The 280-nt window shown below is 60.7% G+C and carries 1 pseudogene; it reads right to left on the reverse strand.

The window, feature by feature from the left end:
• Positions 1 to 219 (reverse strand): annotated as a pseudogene (locus tag NW835_RS10110) (ABC transporter substrate-binding protein); the annotation flags it as partial.
• Positions 220 to 280: the final 61 nt, after the last annotated feature.

Consider the following 280-nt stretch of genomic DNA (forward strand, 5'->3'; position numbering starts at 1 on the left):
AAAGCGGGGATCCGCCTCCAGCAAACGTCCGGCCGGGATCCCCACCAGTTTGTCCGGGGCCAGGCGATAGAGAATATCGGCGGTCAAGGAGGTGAGGCTGGCCACTCGCCGAACCGGAGCTGGCGGGATCTGGCTTTGGGCCTGGCGACCCATCCCCCAGACCCCCAGGCTGGCCAGGCCAAGGACAAAAAGTTGACGGCGAGAAAGAGAAGACGGCATGGACAATCTCCAAAACAGTCAATTGAGGGTAAATTGAATCGGCACCGTCACCCACGACTCA

This window comes from Synechococcus sp. OH2 (assembly GCF_047462155.1).
In the GTDB taxonomy this organism is placed as follows: Bacteria; Cyanobacteriota; Cyanobacteriia; order Thermostichales; family Thermostichaceae; genus Thermostichus.